The sequence below is a fragment of the Streptomyces broussonetiae genome, from assembly GCF_009796285.1.
Lineage (GTDB): Bacteria > Actinomycetota > Actinomycetes > Streptomycetales > Streptomycetaceae > Streptomyces > Streptomyces broussonetiae.
Genome location: NZ_CP047020.1, coordinates 661,736 through 682,668, shown reverse-complemented (window position 1 = coordinate 682,668; position 20,933 = coordinate 661,736). Strand labels below are relative to the sequence as shown.

19 protein-coding genes and 1 pseudogene are annotated in these 20,933 nt (G+C 68.6%); 9 read left to right on the top strand and 11 right to left on the bottom strand.

Features of this window, described 5'->3' with window-relative positions:
• Nucleotides 1–25 precede the first annotated feature (25 nt).
• Nucleotides 26–1,108, bottom strand: a complete 1,083-nt coding sequence (locus tag GQF42_RS03390; RefSeq protein WP_158917477.1) for an aldo/keto reductase — start codon at nt 1,106–1,108, stop codon at nt 26–28.
• Nucleotides 1,109–1,371: 263 nt separating this feature from the next.
• Between GQF42_RS03390 and GQF42_RS03385 the strand changes: the two genes are divergently transcribed.
• A complete protein-coding gene (locus tag GQF42_RS03385) occupies nt 1,372–2,187 on the top strand; it encodes an AraC family transcriptional regulator (RefSeq protein ID WP_067045898.1) in 816 nt (271 codons plus the stop codon).
• Nucleotides 2,188–2,198: 11 nt separating this feature from the next.
• Here GQF42_RS03385 and GQF42_RS45565 read toward each other — a convergent pair whose 3' ends face one another.
• The 3 genes from GQF42_RS45565 to GQF42_RS03370 form a co-directional block, all read right to left on the bottom strand.
• The gene (locus GQF42_RS45565; RefSeq protein ID WP_233273207.1) at nt 2,199–3,260 is read right to left on the bottom strand and encodes a transposase; all 1,062 of its coding nucleotides are present in this window, start codon (nt 3,258–3,260) and stop codon (nt 2,199–2,201) included.
• A gap of 183 nt (nt 3,261–3,443) precedes the next feature.
• On the bottom strand, nt 3,444–4,610 hold the full coding sequence (locus GQF42_RS03375; RefSeq protein ID WP_158917475.1) for an alpha/beta hydrolase: 1,167 nt from the start codon (nt 4,608–4,610) through the stop codon (nt 3,444–3,446).
• A gap of 219 nt (nt 4,611–4,829) precedes the next feature.
• Nucleotides 4,830–5,399 (bottom strand): alpha/beta hydrolase, encoded by a 570-nt coding sequence (locus GQF42_RS03370; RefSeq protein ID WP_325100408.1) that lies wholly within the window; start codon nt 5,397–5,399, stop codon nt 4,830–4,832.
• Between the two features lie 9 nt (nt 5,400–5,408).
• Here GQF42_RS03370 and GQF42_RS03365 point away from each other — a divergent pair, with 9 nt between their 5' ends.
• Nucleotides 5,409–5,777, top strand: coding sequence for a ketopantoate reductase family protein (locus GQF42_RS03365; protein WP_158917471.1), 369 nt, complete (start codon nt 5,409–5,411; stop codon nt 5,775–5,777).
• A gap of 127 nt (nt 5,778–5,904) precedes the next feature.
• On the opposite strand, the gene GQF42_RS03360 is transcribed toward GQF42_RS03365, so the two are convergent.
• From GQF42_RS03360 to GQF42_RS03345, 4 genes are all read right to left on the bottom strand, one after another.
• Complete coding sequence (locus tag GQF42_RS03360; protein WP_158917469.1) at nt 5,905–6,906, bottom strand: zinc-dependent alcohol dehydrogenase family protein; 1,002 nt, start codon at nt 6,904–6,906, stop codon at nt 5,905–5,907.
• A 592-nt stretch (nt 6,907–7,498) separates the two neighbouring features.
• Nucleotides 7,499–7,753 carry a hypothetical protein gene (locus GQF42_RS47190; protein WP_158917467.1) on the bottom strand — a complete coding sequence of 85 codons (255 nt, stop codon included), beginning with the start codon at nt 7,751–7,753 and terminating at the stop codon, nt 7,499–7,501.
• A 312-nt stretch (nt 7,754–8,065) separates the two neighbouring features.
• Nucleotides 8,066–8,809: an NUDIX domain-containing protein gene (locus GQF42_RS03350; RefSeq protein WP_158917465.1), complete on the bottom strand. Its 744-nt coding sequence runs from the start codon at nt 8,807–8,809 to the stop codon at nt 8,066–8,068.
• The gene (locus GQF42_RS03345; RefSeq protein WP_233273206.1) at nt 8,806–10,947 is read right to left on the bottom strand and encodes an ABC transporter ATP-binding protein; all 2,142 of its coding nucleotides are present in this window, start codon (nt 10,945–10,947) and stop codon (nt 8,806–8,808) included. The genes GQF42_RS03350 and GQF42_RS03345 overlap by 4 nt, the downstream gene beginning before the upstream one ends.
• A gap of 946 nt (nt 10,948–11,893) precedes the next feature.
• Here GQF42_RS03345 and GQF42_RS03340 point away from each other — a divergent pair.
• Nucleotides 11,894–12,379, top strand: coding sequence for a hypothetical protein (locus tag GQF42_RS03340; RefSeq protein WP_158917463.1), 486 nt, complete (start codon nt 11,894–11,896; stop codon nt 12,377–12,379).
• A gap of 658 nt (nt 12,380–13,037) precedes the next feature.
• Here GQF42_RS03340 and GQF42_RS03335 read toward each other — a convergent pair.
• Nucleotides 13,038–13,730: a TetR/AcrR family transcriptional regulator gene (locus GQF42_RS03335; RefSeq protein WP_158917461.1), complete on the bottom strand. Its 693-nt coding sequence runs from the start codon at nt 13,728–13,730 to the stop codon at nt 13,038–13,040.
• A 53-nt stretch (nt 13,731–13,783) separates the two neighbouring features.
• On the opposite strand from GQF42_RS03335, the gene GQF42_RS03330 reads away from it, so the two are divergent.
• Both GQF42_RS03330 and GQF42_RS03325 read left to right on the top strand, forming a co-directional pair.
• The gene (locus tag GQF42_RS03330) at nt 13,784–14,908 is read left to right on the top strand and encodes an FAD-dependent oxidoreductase (RefSeq protein ID WP_158917459.1); all 1,125 of its coding nucleotides are present in this window, start codon (nt 13,784–13,786) and stop codon (nt 14,906–14,908) included.
• A gap of 177 nt (nt 14,909–15,085) precedes the next feature.
• Nucleotides 15,086–15,625 carry a MepB family protein gene (locus GQF42_RS03325; protein WP_158917457.1) on the top strand — a complete coding sequence of 180 codons (540 nt, stop codon included), beginning with the start codon at nt 15,086–15,088 and terminating at the stop codon, nt 15,623–15,625.
• 709 nt (nt 15,626–16,334) lie between these two features.
• Here the strand turns inward: GQF42_RS03325 and GQF42_RS47585 are convergent.
• A pseudogene (locus GQF42_RS47585) lies at nt 16,335–16,772 on the bottom strand (glycosyltransferase); the annotation flags it as partial.
• 26 nt (nt 16,773–16,798) lie between these two features.
• Nucleotides 16,799–17,086, bottom strand: a complete 288-nt coding sequence (locus GQF42_RS03320) for a hypothetical protein (protein WP_158917455.1) — start codon at nt 17,084–17,086, stop codon at nt 16,799–16,801.
• A gap of 241 nt (nt 17,087–17,327) precedes the next feature.
• Between GQF42_RS03320 and GQF42_RS03315 the strand changes: the two genes are divergently transcribed.
• From GQF42_RS03315 to GQF42_RS03300, 4 genes are all read left to right on the top strand, one after another.
• Nucleotides 17,328–18,026 (top strand): TMEM175 family protein, encoded by a 699-nt coding sequence (locus tag GQF42_RS03315; RefSeq protein ID WP_158917453.1) that lies wholly within the window; start codon nt 17,328–17,330, stop codon nt 18,024–18,026.
• 480 nt (nt 18,027–18,506) lie between these two features.
• On the top strand, nt 18,507–19,451 hold the full coding sequence (locus tag GQF42_RS03310; RefSeq protein WP_158917451.1) for a heavy metal-binding domain-containing protein: 945 nt from the start codon (nt 18,507–18,509) through the stop codon (nt 19,449–19,451).
• Between the two features lie 13 nt (nt 19,452–19,464).
• On the top strand, nt 19,465–20,325 hold the full coding sequence (locus tag GQF42_RS03305) for a heavy metal-binding domain-containing protein (protein WP_233273205.1): 861 nt from the start codon (nt 19,465–19,467) through the stop codon (nt 20,323–20,325).
• 49 nt (nt 20,326–20,374) lie between these two features.
• Nucleotides 20,375–20,812 (top strand): hypothetical protein, encoded by a 438-nt coding sequence (locus GQF42_RS03300; protein ID WP_158917449.1) that lies wholly within the window; start codon nt 20,375–20,377, stop codon nt 20,810–20,812.
• The last annotated feature ends 121 nt before the right edge of the window (nt 20,813–20,933 follow it).

The following is a 20,933-nucleotide window of genomic DNA, read 5'->3' as shown; positions in this document are numbered from 1 at the left end:
GTCGCGTGCGGGTGGCGACAAGTGGTCAGTAGCGGGTGGCACTGGCCTGAAGCAGGGGCGAGACGATGGTTTCCTGGCCGTCGACCGTCGCGCCGGCGAACGCGAGCATGGCGGCGAGCGTCCTGTTGTTCTCGGCGGGGAAGTTCAAGGTGGGGGCGGAGACCTCGTCGAGGGTCGCGCGCTGGGCGTCGGTGAGGGTGACGGCGAACGCGTCGAGGTTGGTCTCCAGCTGTGCCAGCCGGCGGGCCCCCACCAGGGTCGAGGTGATGCCGGGGCGGTTGTTCACCCAGTTCAGGGCGACAGCGGCCGGGCTGGCACCGACCTCGGCGGCGATCTCGTTGAGCGCGTCGATGACGACGTAGTCGCTCTGGCTCGGGGTGCCCACCAGGGCCGAGCGCGCGGTGTCGACCGGTCCGGTACGGGCGCTGGAGTACTTGCCGGACAGGAAGCCGCTCTTCAGCGGACTCCACGGCAGCACGCCCATACCCTTGGCCTGGGCCAGCGGAATCAGCTCCCCCTCCGAGGAGCGCTCGAGCAGGGAGTACTCCAACTGAAGCGCGACGATAGGAGCCCAGCCCCGGAACTGTGCGAGGGTGGCAGCCTCGGCGGTCCGCCACGCCGGCACGTCGGAGAATCCGATGTAGCGGACCTTGCCGCTCGCCACGAGATCGTCCAAGGTCCGCATGGTCTCCTCGACCGGCGTCACGGGATCGAAGTTGTGCAGCCAGTAGATGTCGACGTAGTCCGTCTGCAGGCGCCGCAGCGAGTTCTCGAGCTGCTGCACGATTCCCTTGCGGCCGGCCCCGCCACCATTGGGGTCCTTCGCGTAGAGGTTCCCGAAGAATTTGGTGCCGATCACGACACGGTCGCGCAGCGACCCCTTCCCGGCGATGTAGTCGCCGATGATCTTCTCGGAGTGCCCGTTGGTGTAGATGTTGGCTGTGTCGATGGAATTGCCACCGCGTTCCAGATAGGCCGCGAGAATGTCCTTCGACTCCGCCGGGCTGGTGCCCCAGCCATGGTCCTCACCGAAGGTCATGGTACCGAGGGTGAACGGACTGATTCTCAGCCCCGAGCGGCCGAGCGTGACGTACGAGTCCAGCGCCATGGTGCAACTCCCAATGTGTCAGATAACGGGAACCGGCGGAGCGGATCGGCCCCGCCGCCAGTACCTCCATCCGACCACCGACCTCGTCCCAGCCCTAGGCCAATACGCTCAGAGCAATGCACGATCCGCTCAGCTTCGCCGGGATCGTTTGCCGTCCCGGTGTGGGCGCGTGGTGGAATGGGACGGTGGACAAGCTCGACGAACTCTGCGCACAGATCACCCGGCTCGCGACGCGCAACGCCCCGCCGACACGGCTCGACGGAGTGCAGGTGTTCGCCACCGACCGAGTGACGGAACCGCTCGGCACAGTCACCGAGCCGTGCCTGGCCATGGTTGCCCAGGGGGCGAAACGCTCCGTCCTCGGAGAGCGGATCTTCGACTACCGTGCCGGCCAGTACCTGGTGGTCACCCTCGACCTCCCCCTGACCTCACAGATCACGCGCGCCGACGCGGCCGAGCCCGCCCTCTTCTTCGGGCTTCGGCTCAAGCCCGCGGTCATCGCACAGCTCCTGCTCGACGCCGGGGCCGCTCCCGGCACGGGAAGGGGAGACACGGGCGCAGCCATTGGCACGAGCGACGCCGACGACGATCTGATCGACGCAGCAGTCCGACGCCTCCGGCTCGTCGGCAACCCCGTCGACCAACGCGTCCTCGCGCCGGCGATCGAGCGTGAGATCCACTGGCGCCTCCTGACCGGCCCCCAGGCGGCCATCGTGAGGCAGATCGGACTCGCGGACAGCAGGCATTCCCTCGTGGCACGCGCCATCCGCTGGCTCCAGGCACACTATGCCGAAGTCATCCGCATCGACGACCTCGCCGCCGATGTCGGGCTGAGCATTTCCTCACTCAACCGGCACTTTCGCGCTGTCACAGCCATGAGCCCGCTGCAATACCAAAAGCAACTGCGTCTCCAAAAGGCTCGCATCCAACTCATCGCCGACCCCCACGACATCGCCGCGATCGGGCACGCCGTCGGCTACGACAGTCCGTCCCAATTCAGCCGCGAATACAAGCGCATGTTCGGCGCACCGCCCGCCCAGGACGCGGCCAGACTTCAGGGGGTGTGCGTCTCGATTTGATTTGAAGAGCATCATCGAACTGATGTGGCATCAGAAGCAATTTCCAAACCGAGGGATACAGCTGCTGCTCGAGCTTCCGCGCGCATCAGCCTCGTTCGGGTGATCGCTCCGCAGCCAGCGCATAGGAGAAGGGCCTCCTGCACAGTTCGGTGATATCGACCTCGATTCGTCTGAGCTTCTGATCGGCTGACGGTTTGTCGATTCGCCCCTTTCGTCTCGCACGGTTGTGGGCAGGGTCTTCGCGTGTCGCTGCGGCTGCGCCCGGGCTCCACGGCACCGGGGTTGTGTGTGTTCGCTCCTTCCTGCTCTCGCCGGGGTGCTGGCGGTGAGTCAGCTGGGGGCGGGCAGTGGTCGAGCAGGTCGTGGGTGGCGCCGGCGCCGTCGATCCGGATGAGGATCTTGGCGGCCGAGGAGTCGGGGATCTGCCGCAGGACGTCAGCCAGGAGGCGCAGATGGTCGGCCACGGTGTTCGCTCCCGCGTTGCCCTCGCGCAGCAGCATGGCCAGGCATTCTTGGGTGTTGGCACACCATGCCGCGAGTGGGTGGAAGCCGAACGTCCGCTTGAAGGTGGCCGCGGCCCCGGCCTTCTTGGACGCGGAGGCGATGATCGTGGCGTCGATGTCGATGATGATCCAACCGGTCAGGCGCTTGCCGACCACGCTCAGCCAGGGGAATCCGCCCGGCCGCAGTGCGACCTGACTCCAGACATCGCGGCGGACCCTCGCCCGGGCCTTGGCAATCTTCGCCAGGACTTTCTCGTCGATCGCCGCGAGCGCCCGGCGCATCGTGGAGTCCGAGGCCGGCACCCCGAACAGCGCGGCCTGGTGCGCGAGCAGGACCTCGGCGTCCAGCAGGCTCCTCGTGCCGAGCACGATGGCGACCGCCAGCATCACCACCAGCTGGCCCCGCTCGCGCCAGCCGGCTCCCGACCCGCGTGGAAGCACCTGCCCCAGCACGCCCGTCAGCCCGGTGCGGTCCGCGCAGCGGCGCAGCAGTGCCGCACCCGCGTGCCCGACCATGCCCTTGCCGTTGACCTTGTCCGACAGCCGCTCGTCCCAGCCGATAGCCTTCACCCAGAAGGTGACCTTGCTCCTGCGCTGGATATGACCTAAACACTCACATCCTTGCAGGTCACGGGGCACCTTCTACCGACTCAGCCTCAGCTCACCTCAGCCACTGAATACCCAAGGTTGGAGCCCCCCAACGCGCCACCGTCCGCACCCCGAAGCCGGGCGGCTCCATCCGCCGCGGAACGGTCACTTGCCGCCGCTTGCCCTGTGGCCGCGTGCCTTGCCGTCGTGCAGCGCCGTGTAGAGCGCGTCGGTGACCTCGGCAACGGCCTTCTTGTCCGATTCGGTGTCGGACAGGGCGTTGAGCATCATGAAGTCGTGGGTGATCGCGGGGTAGTGGGTGGCAGTGGTCGGGACCCCTGCCTTCTTGAGCTTGTCCGCGTAGGACGTCCCCTCGTCGAACAGCACGTCGGAGTCCGTGATCACCAAGGCGGACGGCAGGCCGCGCAGCTGGGCGATGGTCGCGCGCAGCGGGGCGGCGATGGGGTTCTCGCGGTCCTTGGCGTTGGGGGCGTACGTCTTCCAGAACCACTTCATGGCCTCACTGGTGAGCCAGCAGTTCTCCGCGAAGCGCTGGTAGGAGGCGGTGTCGAAGTGGGCGTCGGTCACCGGGTACATCATGACCTGCTTCTTGAACTGCGGACCGCCGCGCTGCTTGGCGAGCAGCGTGACGGCAGCGGTCATGTCGCCGCCCACCGAGTCGCCCGCAACGGCGACGTGTGAGGCATCGACGCCGATCGTCCGTCCGTTGGAGGCGAGCCACTTGGCGACCGTGTACGCCTGCTCGACCGGTACAGGGAACTGCGCCTCGGGCGACGGGGAGTAGTCGACGAAGACGACCGTGGACCGCGATCCGGTGGCGATCTGCCGCACCAGCCGCTCATGCGTCTTGAAGTTGCCCAGAATCCAGCCTCCGCCGTGGATGTAGACGATGCCCGGCAGATCGCCCGTGACGCCCTCGGGGCGAACGACGTGCACCGTCACCGGACCGGTCGGTCCGCCGGGCACGCTGCGTTGGCTGATCTCGGCCGCCGGCATCTGCACCGGCCCGGCCTGCAACTTGTTGAGCGCCTCCCGGGCGGCGGAGTAGGAGAGCTTGTACAGCGGCGTGCCGTCCGCGGCTGCCAACTGGTTCAGGAACGCCTGGTCCTGCTTCTCGAGCCGTACGGGCGGGTTCCCGCACGAGACATGGGAGGTGGATGCCGCGACCGCAGGAGCGGCGTCCTGTTCAGTGCCGACACTCTGCGGGGTTCCGCAGGACGTGAGCCCCGCGGCGGCTGTGAGCGCGACGGCTATGACGCCGACGCCACGGGATCTGCCGCGTGACGTGATGGGTGAGTGGGCACCGCGCATCGATGGCTCCTAGCTGACGTGATTGCCCCCGGCCAGCGTGCGATCATCCCGGCAGCCCGGACAAGCGGAGGTCGGCCAGGAGAGTGAAGAGTCGCGCACAGCGCTGGATCGGTAGCCCTCGCAGAGGGTCCGCAGTTCCTGCACGTCCATGTCCGGTCAGTCGATGAAGTCGCCGCGGCCGTCGTCCATGGAGTGGGCCGCTGGGGCACGGTCGGTCCTTCAGCTGGTTCCGGCGGCACGGTCCGCAGCGGGTCGCCCCCTCATCAGGTGCTCGCGGAACCAGGCGCGGGCGGCGGCGCTCGCCTGGTCGAACTCGCTGGTGTACGGGTCGAAGTGGCCGCTCGGCATCACCCGCAGCCGCTTGGGCTCGAGCGCACGCTCATAGGCGGCGAGCGCCATGTCGGTGAGGGTCACGGTGTCGTTGACGGCCGCCACCCTGAGCAGGGGGGTGGGGGAGACACGGGTGATCCAGATCCCGGGCTCGTACCTACGGGCCGCCCGGGTGGAGCGGACCGTGACCGTGTTCTCCCATACGCCGTCGGGAACAGGCTGTAGGCAGAAGTCGATGGCGTCCTGCGACCGGTACGACGCAGGGACGGCCGGGTCGCTGCTGACGACGGTCTGCGTCCGCGGGGCCTCGCCCCGGAACCGTGCCCGCTCGTCCTCGGAGAAGGTCTCCTCGAGGGCTGCGACGACCTCCGGCGCGACGCGGCGCAGGCCCTGCTCGTGGCCGCTGATGGTCGGCATCTGGGAAACCACGGCGCGCAGCCGGCGATCGGTCGCGCCCAGGACGATCGCGTGGCCGCCGGCGTAGCTGGTACCCCAGAGCCCGATTCGTTCGGCGTCGGCCTCGTGGCCGTCCCCGGCGGGGCTGCCTTCGCCGCGGACGTGGTCGAAGAGTGCGCCTCCGTGGCCGCCGCGGCCGGCTACCCCGTGCCTGCCCCTGCCTTGCGGCAGACGCTCGCGACCGTCACGGAGGAGGGCTCCCCGCTCACCTCGTCCCTGTATTGCGATGTGGCGGAGAACCGCAGTGCCGAGGTGGAACACATCATGGGCGACCTGGTCTGCCGCGCTCACCGGCTCGGGCTCACCGTTCCCTTGCTGGACCTGGCCACGATGCAGCTACGACTGCACCAGAACCGCGTCGAAAGCGCCCACCGCGGATGACGCGACGCCATCGTGTCCGCATGGCGTGACCGTGCGACGGGCGGGGCCGGGCGAGATGGCCGCATCCGAGGACAGTCCATGGCAGTCCATGGGTAACCAGGCCGGCACCGCGTGCGGCGATCGCCTGCTACTTGCCTCCGGGGACAAGGAACACCTTTCCCTGCCTGCCCTTCTGCTCCGTCTGAACGACTGCCTCGCTGATGTCGTCGAGCGAGTACTTACGCCCGGGAGAAGTCTCCACAACTCCAGCACGCATGAGATCCACGATGTCCTGGCCCAGCTGCCTTCGCTGCGCGTCAGTGAGCCTTGGCAGCCAATATCCCAGCCAGTAGACCTCCAGGATGCGGCGACCGGCCAGGATGAAACGTGGGTCGTCGCCGACGCGGATCGGCTCGCCCGTGAGAGAGCCGTAGACCAGCATGCGTCCGTCCTCGTGGAGTGCCTTGAAGATCTGCGTGCCGGTCTCTCCCGCTACAGGGTCAATGGCGTATTTGACGCCCGCCGGGTCAACGACCTTGCGCACCTGTTCGTCGATCGGCCCGTCAGCGGTGACGAGCACGACATCGGCGCCGAGTCGCTCCAGTTCTTCTGCGGACTCTCGTCTGCGGACGATGTTGACGGTACGAATGCCGTCCCGCTTGGCCAGTCTGATGACCATGCGTCCCAGTTCGGGCCCGGCCGCGGACTGGAGCAGCCATTCTCCTTGGGGGACTGCCAGAACATGGCGGACCATGAGAATGACAGAGGCCGGATTGATGACGAAGGAGGCCACTTGGTCGTCAGGGATCCCGTCCGGTACGAGGAACAGGTCGCCGGCCGGGACGACGGCATATTCGGCCCAGTTGCCGCCCTGGCCGTTGACGACCGATACGCGTTGTCCTTCAGTTACTTCGGTCACTCCGGGTCCGAGAGCTTCGATGATGCCGACGCCTTCAAATCCGGTCGGTGCCGGGAAATGTGGCTGTACACCCGCATAGTGTCCCCGCACATAGAGGAGGTCGGACGGATTCACCGGCGTCTGCAGGATGCGGACCCTCACTTGTCCTTCGCCGGGCTCCGGAACGGACACGTCCTCGACGACAAGGACATCGGTAGGCTCCCCATGCCGGGCGAAACGAATAGCTTTCATTCTCGACTCCTGGGCGTGGTCGGCGCCAGAACAGACGATGGAGGCCGCCTCTGTCGCTCATGGCGTTCGGGGGCACGGCGCGTTCGGGGGCACGGCGCGAAAGACGGTTTCGTCGGTGCCCCTGCCAGGACGAATGCCTGGGGGTCAGAACTCCGCCCAGCGACAATAGCTCGCCTGACCAGGCGCCGCATGTCGAGTCCTGTGCCGTCGGAATTCCGGTGCCGGTTGGCGATCACTGGCGTTCGGAGCGAAGACGGGTGGGTGGGTCCGCGAGGTCAGATGGCCACTACCGGGCGGTGGTTCGGCTCTCACATCGCGGCTCGGACCACGGTGTTGATGTCGTCGCCGATGGTGGTGCGCGCCGCGCCACGCCGTCGCGGGCCGCGGCTCGGGCAACAACCGTGGCCACGGCGGCAGAGGTCTCACGCAACTGCTGAGTGGGTGGGAGCAGGGGGCTCCGGGAGCAGTGGAGCCGAGGGAGTCGTAAGGGTCCTGGAACATGCCCCCGGTGCAGGGGCGCCAATTGCGCGTCGAGGCGGGGATGCCCCGGACAGGTCAGCGCAAGCGGCCCGAACGACGTCGTCATCCCGCGTCACGGCGCGATTGTGGCGCCCGCGAGTGTGATTCCGGCGCAGGTCATGGCGTCCAGGTGGGGCTGAGTCCGGGGCTGGTCGGCACAGCCGATGTCCGCTGCCACGCGTGCGGCACTCTGCCCTGCCGAGAGCCGGCGAGCCGCGTGGTCGAAGGGGACGAGCCGAGCGGCGCGCTCGGGGGTGAGGTCGAGCCGGAACGGGACCGGGACCACGGACGCACCGGTCGGCCAGAAACACCAGGAGATCCGGTCCATCTCCGGGACGCAGGGGCCGCGTTGGGAGATGGTGGTCCCCGTATCTGGTCCAGGCCCGGGCGTTGACGGCTTCGGGTTCCGTGCTGCGCGTGGTGCTCCTTGGTGTCGGGGCATGGACGGGGCCGCGCCGGCCGGCGCGGCCCCGTTGACTCGTGCTCGTGCTCGTGGTCGCCGGTCAGCGGTCGTGTCGACGCCGAGTGTGAAAGCAGCGTTGCCAGTTGATCCGGCAGTTCACGCGGCGCCTTGCCATGCCCACTGCTCGACCGTGTCCCGGATCCGCGCAGCGGAGCACGAGATCCGGGTGGGTGGTGGTCAGTCCGTCGGTTCGAGATCTCGTGAAGCGATCTTCTTCAGGTGCTGGTCGAACCGGCTCTGAGCCTCGGCGGGCGTAAGGCGCTCGAGAGCGACCATGGCCGTGGTGATCACGTCGCACACTTCGGCCTCAACGTCGTCCCACGTGTGGGAGAAGCCCTTACGAGGATTCTGCCCGCACACCCCGACGACGGCTTCGGCCACCTCCCCGAGTTCCTCTTGCAGTTTGATGATCTGCATGAGGACCCGCTGTTCGCGCGGTAGCCCGCTGTGCCTTTCGAGCCTCTCGTTCAGACGTCCGATGGTTTTCCAGACGTCGATGAGGCCGCCCGCCTCCTCCTGGTGCCGTTCCGCCAGTTGCAGACTTGGATCGAACAGGTGCAAGCACTTCTGGGCGAAGTCGCTGATGTTCAGCATGTGAAGCTGGCGGGCGTTGAACCAGCGGAACATGATGCCCTCGGTCACCTCCAGGGCATCGGCGTCGCCGTCCCAGTGGGTGTGGAAGACGGCAACCTCCGCGCCGTTGCGCTCAAACGTGCCAAGGGCGGTGAGGGAGAGGTCGAGACCGCTCTCCTCCACCAGCTCCCGGTACGCGTTCTCCTCGGGGCTCTCGCCGGGCTCGCGCATGCCTCCGACGGTCGCCCACGTGCCCGGGGCGCAGATGCCGGCCTTGTAGTCCCGCAGGTGGAGCAGGAACTCGCCCTGGGAGTTGGTGATGACGACGTTCGCGGAATCGTTGCTCATGCGGAGTGCTCCTTGCCGGGGGCGCGTGGAGGTTCTGTGACTTCGCGCGCGCTGGTTTCTTCGGAAACGTCGGAATCCGGGCCGCGTCGACCGGGTGTACGCATCGCTTCGGCCGCGGCGTGGTCCGGCGACGGCTCACCTTCGGTATCCACCTTGGTCGCACGATCCATTGCGTACTCAGGCGCGGATGTGCGCATGGGGTGTGCACCCTCAGCCGATGTTGCACATTGAGCCGTGGATTCTGCGGCGTGTTGGGAGGGGATGCCGCGGTCGTTCTGGAGCAGCCACAGTTCCCGGAAGAGCCCTGGGGCCGCGACGAGTTCGGAGAACGTTCCGCTCTGGATGACGCGGCCGCGGTCGAGCACCACGATCTTGTCGGCGACGGCCACATTGGCGAGGCGGTGTGTGACCAGGACGACGGCCCGGTCGGTGGCGACCTCCCGCAGGCCGGTGAAGATGCGGTGTTCGGCGCGGGCGTCGAGGGCGCTGGTGGGCTCGTCCATGACGAGGAGGCCGGCCGGCCGGTGGAAGGCCCGTGCGATGGCGATGCGTTGCCACTGCCCGCCGGACAGCTCCACGCCGCCGAACCACTCGCGGGCCAGGAGGGTGTCGAGGCCGCTGCGCAGGCTTTCGACGACTTCGTGGGCTCCGGAGCGTTCGGCGGCCTGGTGCACGCTCTGGTCGCCGCCATGGGGCTGGCCGAGTGTGATGTTGTCGCGGGCAGTGAAGGGCCAGTGTGCGAAGTCCTGCGGCACGACGGCGGTCTGGCTCCACAGCGCGTGCGGGGCGAAGTCGCCGACATCGCGGCCGTCCCAGGTGACCCGGCCGGAGGTGGGCAGGTACAGGCCGGTCAGGAGCTTGGACAGGGTCGTCTTGCCGGAGCCGTTCTCACCGACCAGCGCGAGGACTTCCCCGCGGCGCACGGTCAGGCTCACGTTGTCGAGTGCGGGGTGGTCGGCACCTGGGTAGGTGTAGGTGAGTCCGTCGGCGCGGACGGCTTTCGGGGGTTCGGGGGTGCTGGTGCCGCGCTGCATGCGGTGTCCGCCGGCCTCTTCGATGAATTCGACCCAGTCATCGAAGTACAGGCCGGTCCTGAAGAGCTGGGTGCCGTAGCCGACGAGGCCGCGCAGGGAGGACCCGATGCTGCGCAGCGCGAAGACAGCTGTGCCGACAGAGGCCACGGACATGTGGCCGGTGGCCAGCAACAGCCCGAGCACGCTCCACAGCAGCGCGGAGGCGAGCCCGCCGACGACGGCGCCGACGAGGGCGTAGCGGGCGCCCTGATGGACGGCCCGGTCGGTGGCGGCGTCCACGCGCGCGCCGATGCGCCGGTAGAGGGCCAGCAGGAACGGTGCGATCGTGCCGGACCGCACTTGGTCGGCGACGTCCTTGTCGGCGATGTACCAGCGCAGCAGGCCGAGGGTACGACGCTCGGCGGCCATGGCGCGGCTGGAGGCGTACTGGACGCGGGCACCCTTCATGCTGGCGACGCCCTGCGGGAGGACCGCAAGGACGATGAGGGGCAGTAGCACCGGATGCAGGAGGGTGAGGACGGAGGCGGCGGCGACAATAGAGGCGACGCACGACATGAGCTGCTGCGACTCGGTGATGAGGTCCTTGGCGACGTCGGCACCCCGGTCGGCGTTCTCCCAACTGTCGTTGAAGCCGGGCTGGTCGTAGGCCGTCAGCTCGGTGCCCACGGCGGCTTCCAACATCTCCAGTTCGGCTTCACGGGACAGACGCGGGGACAGGCGCGAGGAGAGGTTGACGACGGCGATTGCGAGGAGCGCCCGGCCACCGGCAGCTGCACCGATGACCCCGATGGGGGGCAGCGCGCTGCCGAGACGGTCTTGGATGTGGCCGGAGGAGATCAGGGCGCTGATGGTGCCCGTGGTGGCCACGAGCCCGAAGGCTTCCAGCGCAGCGGATGCTGCCTGACAGGCCAGGAGGAGGACGACTGCGCGAGAGTCGATCTTCCAGGCGAGAGCCAGGGCACGGCGTACGAGGTGAGGGAGCCGCCGCGTCATGGACCAGGTGGTGACCGACGCCTGTTGTTCTCGGGTGAGGAACTGCGATTGGTACCGGAGTTCCTCGGACGGTGTGCCGCCCGGATGTTCGTTGTCAGTCTCCGTACTCAAGTCGGTCCTTTCGTGAGGAAGTTGAGCATTTCAAGAAGTACTACCTCTTCCCGGTGCAGCGATGCCCCCGATCTCTCGCTCGGCACAGCTGAGCAGAGCTGTGGGCAAAGCCGTCGCGTTACTCACGCCCCCACCTCGGTGACGGTCGTGATGCGGAGGTGGTCGGGGCACTGCGAGCGTCCCCCGGGCGCTGGAGCACCGGGTGCTTGACGGGCCGAGCGGGAGGATTTTCGAATGCGGGGTGGGTGGCAGGGAGAGAACGCATCGGATCCACGGATTTCTCTTCTGTAGGGATCGGTTGGAGCACCCCGGACAACGTGGCTGATCACGGAGCCGATACGGGGCGGAGAGGGCGACGGGTCGAGCGCAGGTTCGAGGTGCGGTGCGGCGGGCAGGCGCGGGCGGGGCCCAGGCCCGTTCGATTCACTCGTCAAGGGGACAGCGGCGAAGGCGTAACCGAAGGGGGATTGCGTGCAGGCGTCGAAAGCACCGGTCTCCTCGATGAGGCGTGATGGGGCTGTGGACGGAACCCTCGGCCACACCACTGACAATCAGGCGGGTGCGGTGCCGGGATCCGGACAATCCGAGCGGCCCATCCGGCGTCGGGCAACGGTTCTGGAGCCGGCCCGATGGCCTGGGGCGGAGCCGGGAGAAAGGATTCTCGAACCGGTCGGTGGACTGCCGAAGTTGAGCGGTTGGTGAAATGGCTTGAATTGTCCGGACCGTGGGGTCGGTGAGGTCGGGCTGCGGAGTGGCGGACCGCGGTCAGGCGGACCGGCGGCTGGAGTCAGTACCTTCGACGTCGGTCGCCGGGCGCCCGCGAGGGCGGAGCTCAGCAAATCCGTGGCGCGCCGGGCCGGAGCACCGATACGTTCGGCTCCCCGGCCGGGCCCCGTCTGCTCGGCCGTTAGCCGTGGCCTGCGGGAAGGTGACGAAGGGGCGCAGCATGGCCATGGCCGGCCCGCAGATCCACGAGGCGATCGCCGCCTGCCTGCGTGGCCGTCCAGCCGAGCAGGTACTGCTTCAGCCCCTCCTCGACCGCCTGGCGGCCGGCCGCGACGTCACCGACGGCACTGAATTCCACGGTCACATGACCAGCTCGGGCGTCGTCAACGATTACGACGAAGGCCTGCTGATCCACCACAAGGCTTCGGAGCGACGCATCCAGTCCGGCGGTGAGGACAAGTATCTTCACCGCCGTCACCGCAAAGGCCGGGGCGGCGACGGCCGCTTCGTTGCCGCTCGCGACATCGACGACTACTTCATCGCCACCGTCAACGCCAACCGCGAGCACACCGGCCTGGAGGAGATCCCCGAAGCACCGGTGCGGCCCCACATGCTCCGGCACACCGTGTCGATCACCGTGGCCCGGGAGTCCGACGGCGAGATCACGCTCGGGCTGCGACTCGAGCACGACGCACGGCGGGCCTGACGAACCGCACCACCCTCGCCTACGGCAAGCCCGACGCGCGGTGGTCCGCGGAGCGCCAAGGAGTTCGACATCCAGCTGCAGGTCGCCGCGGCCAAGAAGCTGGTCCACCTGCTCCAGGCCCGCCGGGCCGGTCGGACCACCGCTGTCGGTCCCGGTGCCGCGCGTTTCCACGCCGGGCTCGACAAAGTCAACGACGTCATCGAGCAGCGTTCGACACTTCCTGCCCGGCTCGCCGACGAACGCCTGGAGTTCACCCTGCTTCGGGACGAATTCGTCAACCTGCACCTCGGCACGGTCAACCACCGCCTGTGGAACGCCCCCACGACCGAGTGCCGGAACCAACTCCGGCCCGATCAGCGCGGGCAGGCCCCGCTGTCGGGAGCCCGCCTGCCGTCCCGATGCCGTAACTCGGTACTCGCACTCGCCCATGCGCCGATCTGGAGGAGGTCCTGGCCGAGTTGGATGCCCGGGTCGCGCATCCCGTGCTCCGTACGCCGGGAGAAGTCCAACGCGACGAGACCATCGCCGACTTGCGCCGTCGTCAGCGCTGCGGCCAAGCTGGGGCGCCCGGTGATGCGAAGAATGCGAAGACGAGGCCCCGGAAACGGTTGCTGATGTCCGTCAGGGGCCGGCGGTCGCGTTCGGCCGGAGCTGAGCGTCACGCCGGCGGCCGTGTCAGCTTGGCGGCCACGGCGTCGAGGACCCATTCCAGGCAGGTCGCGAAGGATGTCTCGGCGTCCACGTCCGTGCCGTCGTACACGGCCTTGGTCAGCGCCGGGAAGCGGCCTGTGGCCAACATTCTCGTCACGTGCGGGCCGGAGGCGCGCTGCCAGTCGCGTTTGGACAGGCCCGTGGCGCGCTCGGCCCGCAGGTTCGCGATCTCGCGCCTGATCGCGCCGGTGCAGTAGGCGCTGACGGTCTCCACCACGCGCATGACGGTGTCGATGTCGGTGAGGCCGTCGAGAGCGGCCAGCCTGGCCTCGGTCACGGCGAGGCCGTTCGGGCCCAGGGCCGGTCGGCCGCCGAGCAGGTCGGCCAGCCATTCGTGACGAAGAGCGGTCTGCCTGGTGCGGTGGGCGAGGATGCGCAGCGCCTCGCGCCAGTCACCGGACTGCTCCTCGGGGAGAATCTCGGCATGGATCTCGTCCACCATGAGGTCGAGCAGCTCCTCCTTGGTGGACATGTATCCGTACAGCCGCATCGGGCCGGCGTTCAACCGGGCGGCGACCTTGCGCAATGACACCGCTTCCAGCCCGCCCTCGTCAGCCAGCGCGATGGCGGCGGCTACGATCCGCTCCCGGTCGAGCGGCACGGGGCGAGTCGGCGGCTCCGGCCGGTCCCACACAGTCATGGTCACACCGTTCTCTTGCGATGCATCGTATTGGGGAAATACAGTGTATCGGCATGAGACATCGTATCGCCGTGGTCGGGAGCGGCCCTGCCGGCCTTACCTTTGCCCGTGTCCTGCACCGCCATGGCTACCCCGTCGCCGTCCTCGAACGCGATCCCGCCCCCGACGCCCGCCCCCCGGGCGGCACGCTGGACCTGCACGCCGGGCTGGGACAGCTCGCGCTGGACAAGGCTGGGCTGCTGGCGGAGTTCCAGGCGCTGTCGCGCCCCGAGGGGCAGGCCATGCGCATCCTGGACGCGGACGGGACCGTCCTGCGCGAGTGGCGACCCCGGCCGGATGACCGGGCCAATCCCGAGATCGACCGCGGGCAACTCCGCGATCTGCTGCTCGGCCCTCTCGATGTCCAGTGGGGCCGGGGTGTGACGCAGGTGGTGCCGGGGACCCGGGATGGCGTACAGGTCCATTTCGCCGACGGGCGACAGGAGACGTTCGACCTCGTGGTCGGCGCGGACGGCGGCTGGTCCCGGATCCGCCCGGCAGTCTCGTCCGCGACGCCGCACTACACCGGCGTCACCTCGGTCGAGACCTCCCTCGACGACGTCGACGCCCGCCACCCTGACCTCGCCCGGTTGATCGGCGACGGTTCCGTGGCTGTGTACGGCGTGAACCGATCCCTCGTCGCCCAGCGCAACAGCAGCGGCCACGTCAAGGTGTACGCCAAGTTCCGCGCGCCGCTGGACTGGCACACACACCTGGACCTGGCTGACGTCGAGGCCGTGCGATCGAGTCTGCTGGCGCTGTTCGACGGCTGGGCCGCTCCCGTCCTCGAGCTCTTCCGCCACGGCACCGCTTTCGTCCACCGCCCCTTCTACGTCCTGCCCGTGTCCCACACCTGGACCCACGTCTTCGGGGTGACGCTACTGGGCGACGCCGCCCATCTGATGCCCCCCTTGGGGGCGGGCGCGAACCTCGCGATGCTGGAAGGAGCCGAACTCGCCGAGGCCATCGTCGCCGCGCCTGGGCCTGGAGATCTGGACGAGGCCGTCCGTGCCTTCGAGGAACGGATGTGGGCACGGGCCGGCAGGTGGGCGAAGATCACGACGGCCGGTCTGGAACGCCTGGTGAGCACGGACCCCGCCGAAGCCCTCGCCCTGTTCGACCAAGTCCAGCCATCCTGACTGCTAAGCGCGAGGGCCCAGGCGTGCAGGCACATGACCCCCGGCTCGTACGTGCAGGCTCAGCGGGCTCTGGGCGACGAGACGCCCGGCGACGTCCGAGACGCCGGCTGGGTGTGGGGAACCCGGTGGTGTGGCGGGGCAACCCGACGCGCACGGGCTCGATGGCACGATGAGGCCATGGTGACGAATCAGCCGTGGGTAGGACTTCACAGTGACCTGCTGTCGGCGAAGGCGTTGGTGTACGACCCGGGCAGCTTCGCTTGCTCGCTTCCGGTACCCGAACCCGAGAGCGCCGAGTACGCGGCTTGCGCGTTCACGGTGGACGGCCGCTCGGTCCGGTTCCGCTCGGCCAAGACCACTCCGACGAAGGTAGGCCAGTTCGTCACCGTGTGGCAGCGGTCGGAGGAAGGGCCGATCCGGCCCTTCGACGCCGACGACCGAGTGGACCTGTTCGTCATCAGCAGCCGCGACGACAGCAGCCGCGACGACGACCGTTTCGGGCAGTTCGTCTTCCCGCGCGAGGTGTTGTGCGAGCGTGCCATCGTGTCCCGCAACGGCTCCGGCGGGAAGCGCGGATTCCGCGTGTATCCGCCATGGGCGACCACGCCCAACCAACAGGCTCGCAGCACTCAGGCATGGCAGGTGAACTACTTCTTCCCTCTCGGCCGACAAGGCTCCGTCGACCTGGCACGCGCCCACGCCCTTTACCACCCGTAGAGTCCCGGAGCGGGTGCCCCGCAGACATCTCGCGAAGCCATGAGGTGAAGCCGCAGCGGCGAGCACGGTGGCTGTTCCGCTGTCCCGGAACCCCGATTTGGGATCCTGGCTTGGCGGAGTGTGCGTCCGGAAACGGGCTGTGGTCGCACGCACTCAGGCTCTCGGCCAGTCGCCGCCCTGCCGCCCCGTTGTCCCGTTGTCCCGAACAATGGGGCGGAAGGGCCGGTGGGGGGCCACCGGAGGGTTCCGTGCCCGAACTCCGGGAGGCGTCCGCACCACTACGCGCAGCCACGCCGTGCGCCGCTTCATCCACTCGTGGTGGGCTCGGGATGGATCCCGCTGTGTTTCGCCTGCCGAACGAGGTTGATGGAGGTGTCGCCACAGCGGGCTTCTGCTCATTGCCGCCCTCGCCGACCTGGTCCCCCTGCACAGGCATCGCCGTGCTGACGGCCGGCATCCGCTCTCTGCTGATGGGGCTGACCGTGAAGGCCATCGATGGCCACATGGCCACACCTGGACCGAGGCCGCTGTGCCGCCGGTCGACGTCGGAAGCCGTGGGTGAGATTGTCGGTGATGTCTCCGCCGGCGGGGACGACCACGGGGATGTCGGAGGCCATCGCCTCGACGACGGTGCGGCCGAGGGTCTCATAGGGGGATCCGGTGCAGAACGTGTGGCAGGAGGCGGGAGGGCGCCGCGGACGAAGCCGAGGAGATGGATCCGGGGTGAGACCGCGGCCAGTGCCGTCATCTGGTCGGTGACGTCAAGGGGGCCGTCCCCGGCGATGAAGAGGGAGAGGCCTTCGTTTCCGGGCAGGTCGCGCAGCCGGTGGAAGGCCTTGATGATCAGGTCCAGACGCTTCTCGCGGGCAAGGCGGCCCAGGTGGAGAAGGCGTTTGCCGCGGCCGTCGTGGCGCGGTGCCTGGGCGAGTTCAGCGACGGGCCGCCGCGGCGTGCGGGGTGGCGCACAGAGCTGCGTCGAAGTGGCGGTACACGTACCGCATGACGGACCGGACACCGGGGTGCGCAGGTGGCGCCAGAAGGGGTGGCTACGGGCGAAGTTGAAGTAGTCGCTCTGATACTGCGCCACATACGGCACACCGTGCCGCCGCGTGCATGCGTGCCCGGGCCGCCCCCACGCGCCGAACATGAAGAACCGTCCGGGGTCGGTGACGATCACCAGGTCCGGAGCAATGTTCTCAGCATGGCGTCGATCTGTGCGAGCGCGGCCCGACGTGGAGTGCGCACCATCGCGTGGGGCAGCCACGGCTTGGCGGCATACGGGAACAGCTCCAGACCGGAGGTGTCCGACCCGGTTCGCGTCACGCCGTCGGGAAGATCGGGCACCAGCAGGCACAGCCGTACGTCCCGCCGTGCGGCGAACCACCGGGCCCGCTCCGGATTCCCCAGTGAGACGCCGCTGACCCCAGGTGGAAAGCCCGCGGTGAGCCATACGACGGTCAACGGAGGGGGTTCGGCACGCGGGACCAACAGGCGACCGCCCTATGGGACTTGGCCGACCCGGTTCCCAGGAGGGTGGGAACGCCTACAACGACACCGTCCGAGACCATGGCATGAGGCTGCCTTGCCCATCCGCGCCTTCTTGGTGTCCAAGAGCGCACAACGCCTTGCTCGGTGGACGCTGTGAAGCAGACAGCACACGGATACTTGTGAACGACATTGAGCCAGTACTTCAGGAGCCTGCTTGTCCCGCACCCGCCCCCGCAAGTTCTCACGTTCCGAGACCACACGGGCCGAGGCATTCAGCGACGGTGTCTTCGCCATCGCCGTCACTCTTCTCGTCCTCAATCTCGCCGATCCTCCGCACAGACCGGGCGGCCTTGGCCGGGCTTTGCTGGCTCAATGGCCTGCCTACCTCGGCTACGTGGCGTCCTTTGGCTACGTTGCGGTGATCTGGCTCAACCATCACCAGGCGTTCGTCCGCATCAGGACCATGGATCGCGGGCTGCATGCCGCCAACCTGTTTCTGCTCCTCACCACGGGTTTGCTTTCCTTTCCGACCGCGGTGGTGGCGGACGCGCTGCAGGCCGATCCGATGGGTACGGACGCACGAGTGGCCGTCGCGCTGTACGCCGGCATCGCCGCGGCGATGTGCCTGAGCTGGGTGGCCTTCTACGAACAGATGACCCGCCGGCCCGAGCTACTGGACCCCGACGTGGAGGACGCATACGTGCGGCATGGGCGGCTTCGTTCCTGGGCCGGTGCCCTCGCGTACACCATGGCCGGGCTTCTTGGGGCGTTCGTCGCACCGTTGCTGGCGATCGCCGTGTTCGTCCTCCTCCCCGTCTTCTACTTCGTCACCAGCGAGGGCCTGCCGGGCGGAACGGTTCCGCCCGGTGCCGGACATCGGGCCGACCAGACAGGTCGTGACGGTGCGGTCTGACGTGTCCTGACACCCGGGGGGCACGTCGTCGGCCAGCCAGGGGTGCCGCACGGATGTCCGGTGTCCTGGATCAGCCGAGGTGATCCCCTTGCGGTCTGCGACGCGGACGGCCTGCCGTTCTTCTTGGCCAGGAGGATGAGGCGCCTTCGGTTGCCGCCCTCGCCCAACCGGGCGGCCATCGGCTCTACCGACCTGCGCCGGCAGGCGGAAGGGGCCGCTGGCTCGAGGGCGTGGGCGTCTCGTCCGTCGAGAAGGTGCGCAGACCAAGCCGGTACGGCAGGTACGTCGCGTCGTAGCACCCGACTGCCGGCCTTCTGATGCGTCGTGGCTGTTCGGCCGCCCAGCGCTTTCGTCCGCGTCACCGTGGCCCCGGTGCGTCATCCGTACCTTCCTCGAGTGCCCCGGACGGCCGGGCGTAGACTCGAGCAGCCATGCCCGCGGGGAGGGCAGGGCGGGGCGCGACGTGGGGAGTTGGTGTCCATGAGCGGGGAATGGACGGGGGCTGGGCTGCCCCCGGTGGCAGCCGCCCGCATTGCGGAGGTGCGGAGCAGCGGGACGTGGTCCTCGGCTCTGTCCACCGGTGAGTTCACCGCGCTGCGCGCCGTGGGGTTCGAACCGGTGGGTCAGGTCATGGGATCGGCCGTCTACCACGTGGGTCGCAGCGGCCGGTACTGGGGTTATCACGACTGTCTTTACGCGGGCGCACGGTACACCTTCGGCGGTGGTGCCGCGCCCCTGGCCCTCTCCGGACAGGGCGCCCCCTCCGCCGGGCTCGTCCAGGTTCTCGACCAGGCCCGTCGTTCGGCTCTTGAGCGGATGACCGCGGAGTGCTCGGTCCTCGGCGGAGACGGAGTCGTCGCGGCGCAGCTGACGGTGGCCCCCTTCGTGGCACAGCCCAACTGCCTGGAGTTCAAGGTGATCGGGACCGCGGTGCGCGCGGCCGGAACCGTACGCGCGCCGCAGCCGTTCACCTGCCACCTCGACGGCCAGGGGTTCGCGAAGCTGGTGAGCGCGGGATGGGTCCCCGTGGAGCTGCTGTACGGGATGTCCGTCGGTGTACGCCACGACGACTACACCACCCGCGCACAGGCGCGCTCGTGGAGCAACGTCGAGGTCACCGGCTGGAGCGAACTCGTGCAGGCGGTGCGCGCCGACGCCCGCGCGCATCTGCGTGCGCAGAGCGGGCGGCGGGGCGGCGACGGTGTGATCCTCTCCTCGGGCCGCCTGCGCATCTGGGACGAACCCTGCATACGCAGTGGCAACAACGACCAGAAGGACCATGTGGCCGAGGCGACGCTCCTGGGCACCACCGTCGCCCGCTTCACCACGGCTCGCGAGCAGCCGCCCCGCACACTCACCGTGATGCCGCTCGACCCGGAACGCCGCCGGCGGACCACGCGCCGCACCGCCACCGACATGCGATGAGGGGAACCCGCACATGACCGTCTTCAACCCCGCCGATGGCACTCCTGACGGCATGTCCGCCCAGGGCGTGCCGGCCGACGCGATGCGGCGGCTGGCCGAACTGCAGCCTGGCCGACCGGGTTCGATCTTCACCAGTGACCTGTCGGTCAACGAGTTCCTCCTGGTGCGCGAGGCCGGATTCAGGCCCATCGGCCTCGTACTGGGCAGCTCGATCTACCACGTGGGCATCCAGCTGGGCCGCTGGGGCAAGAACCAGGAACTGACGACGCTCAGCCAGGCGATGTACCACGCCCGTGAGCTGGCCATGACCCGCATGGAGGCGGAGGCGGCCCAACTGGGGGCGGACGGCATCGTGGGCGTACGGCTGAGCGTGGAGGCCCGTGAATTCGGCAGCGACATCGCGGAGTTCATCGCGATCGGCACCGCCGTCAAGGCCGACCACCCGGCGCCGGGCGGTAACGGCGGCAGTTGGCGCAACCTCAAGGGGCAGCCGTTCACCTCGGACCTCAACGGCCAGGACTTCTGGACGCTCATCCGCGCCGGCTACGCCCCGCTGGGCATGGTGATGGGCACGTGCGTGTACCACATCGCGCACCAGAAGATGGGGCAGATGTTCTCCAACATCGGCAAGAACGTGGAGATCGAGCAGTTCACGCAGGCGCTGTACGACGCGCGGGAGCTGGCCATGGCGCGGATGCAGCACGAGGCCGAGGAACTGCGGGCCGAGGGCATCGTCGGCGTGCAGCTCAACGCGCACAACCACCGGTGGGGCGGCCACACCACCGAGTTCTTCGCCATCGGAACGGCGGTGCGGCCGCTGCGCGACGACCACGTCATCGAGCGCCCGACCATGGTGCTCAGCCTGGACGGCTGAGCGCCCGGCAGCGGACTTGGATCAACCGGACACCACGAGAGGCGCCGCGATGACCTCGCCACACGACCCTGTTCCGTTCGAGTCCAACGGGGAAACGGACTCCATCGACCTGCTGACGGCCGCGCTGCGCAGGGACGCCGCCGATCTGGAGGTCTACGCCCAGGTACTCACCGGGACTCTCACGGAGGCGCTGCCACCGGGTTCCGTCACCGCCCAGCGCAAACGGGGCTTGGCCGACCGGCTCGCGGGGCGGGACGGCCGCGTCGAGCGGGTCGAGGTCTTCCTCGGTGAGCAGCGCCTCGTGCTCGACCTGGCCGGCGGGCGTCCCAAGGGCGAGGTGTGCAAGGAGGTCCGCGGCGTGGTGCTCTCGCGGCGCCCGGTGGCGCTCGACGAGTGGGTACGCGAACTTGCCCTCGCGGTGGCGGTCCGCGCACGGTCCGACGCACGGGCACGGGCGGTGCTGGAGCGGCTGGTGCACGGGGAGTAACGATGCCGCCCCTCGGCCGCCCCTCGATATCGCACAGTCCCGCAACGGGCTGCCACGGCAGGCATCGATCTCGCCGGGGTACTTGCCGCAAGTAGTCGTAACGATTACAGTTACAACATGG